This is a genomic window from Endozoicomonas sp. ONNA2 (genome assembly GCF_024606365.1).
Lineage (GTDB): Bacteria > Pseudomonadota > Gammaproteobacteria > Pseudomonadales > Endozoicomonadaceae > Endozoicomonas.
This window is the reverse complement of record NZ_JAHHPO010000102.1, coordinates 1-1,963: the sequence shown is the minus strand read 5'-3', so window position 1 is coordinate 1,963 and position 1,963 is coordinate 1. Positions and strand designations below refer to the sequence as shown.

The window sequence follows — 1,963 nt, the reverse complement described above, 5'->3', positions numbered from 1 at the left end:
TGTATTGATCGGCAGACCACCAATATCGAAACCCTCAAGGTAAAAGCACAAGAGCTGCTAATGGAAGGGCTACTGCTGGCACATCATTATCTGAACGACTATGAACATATACCGGATCTTTGCTTTTCATCACAGTTGGCCAGCAGGAATGGCAAGGGAGTGGTGATCAATGGTGAGGCTGCCATGGTGGGAAAGAGGCGGCTATGGCACTTTATAAACGCCATGCTGATTGAACTTGAGCAGACACCGGAGTATCGGTTTGAGCAGCAACAGCTGACGGTGTTGTCTGGAAGTGGACAGGTTGTGCTGCCCAAACCGGAATTCAGCCTCGCCGGTAGCGGTTTTATCATTAATAACTGGTCATTGGAACAGGTGCACACCTTTTTCAAAGCAACAGAATTCACCGAACGATGGTATAAAAAACCCCGGGACGAGCGAGAACCCTGCGTGGCCAGGCTTGATGAGAGACTGGCACGCATGAGGGCAAGAGCCAGAGAGACCGAAAAAACCGCTAACCAAAAAACCGCTAACCAAAAATCAATGCCACCCAGTGTTATTCTCAGTGTTATCAAGTCAGGCCTGCCATTAAAACCCGTGGTCTGGACATCACTGGAGCACTCCGTCAAAAATGGCCAGATAACCGACAGATTATGTCAGGCACTCGCCCCGGTCATTGAACAGCAGGCGGCTATTGCGCCGGATAGCGTTAAACATGCAGTCACTACAAGGCTGGCAGAGATTGATGCAAAAAACATTGCTGATCAGGCTACTCAGTCATTGCCTCTGAACCCACCGCAGCCGGTTGCGGGTAACTCCATGCACAGACCGCAAGATAACCTGGCAACGGCGATGGCAGCCCTGGATCGTTTTGCGGTGTTAGGGGAGGCAGAACTTGAAATGCTGCAACCTTATCGCGACCAGATGACGCCAAAACAATTAGCCAGTGTAATCGACAAAATGTACCATTGCGTGGATGTGGTCACACAGCTTGATTGGCTTACAGCTTATGAAAAGAGAAGGATAGATCCCCTTGGGCTAAATGAACTGATCAGCTGGTCTGATGATGAGCAGTCTGACTGGTTTGCAGATATTCTGGTTTAGTCCAGCGATACCCATGAACAAATAAACGACATTTGATTAATTTTTTTTGCTTGAAATGGCAGGATACAATTAAAACATCCACAGTCCTCCAAAAAGTAATTGACAGCCCACGTATTACTTACTAATCAAATACCGGACAATTATAGAGTCATGGAGAATCATTATGCCGATCCCACCGGCAGATTCTGCTGCGCTTCGGTCAACGGGCAACGGGACTTCGACAAACCATGGATCTAAAAAACGACAAAGAAAGCGCAGCAGGGCGGGTTATCAGGTTGAACAGACGACCATCGCAGCCAACATCCTGACGAAGCATCAGAAGCATCAGAAGCATCAAAAGTTCACTGAACAACCGCTGACTCCACCAATAAAGCTAAGGCGTGTTCATGACGGTCGAAGTGTGGTCTCTTCCATCGGGGAACAGCCTGCACAAGAGCCAATGGAAACGGAACCCGCGATAACGGCTCGCACCGAGTCTTTGACGGTGGCTGTATTCGGGCTGCCATCAGAAAATCCACAACCCACAAGCGGGAATATTCCCTCCAGTGAGACCACCCCGACACCCGGATGTGAGAATATTGAACCAATGGAGGTTGACGATCCTGCAGAAATCCCCTCTGAGGTTCTTTCAATGTTTCTACCAGAGCATCAGGAAGCAATACAGGTAAATTTGATTAATGAAAATCTGGAAATCAATCAACACTTGAACATAGTCGTTGAAAATGCCGAAAAATTGCTGAAAATGCTCAGTGAGAGGAAGATTGAATTATCTAAAAACAGAAGCAAGCCGCCATTTCCTACTCTTTTTTCCTTATTGAAAGCATTCAGTATTACTGAGAACCCTGAGCTTTTCTCAAACTAT

Annotated in this window: 2 protein-coding genes; both read left to right on the top strand. The window is 47.3% G+C overall.

Going from position 1 to position 1,963, the window contains the following annotated elements; all coding sequences use genetic code 11:
• The coding region (locus KDK14_RS01880; protein ID WP_257263321.1) for a hypothetical protein at positions 1 to 1,101 on the top strand (1,101 nt) is incomplete at its 5' end.
• Positions 1,102 to 1,264: 163 nt separating this feature from the next.
• On the top strand, positions 1,265 to 1,963 hold a 699-nt coding region (locus KDK14_RS01875; RefSeq protein ID WP_257263320.1), incomplete at its 3' end, for a hypothetical protein.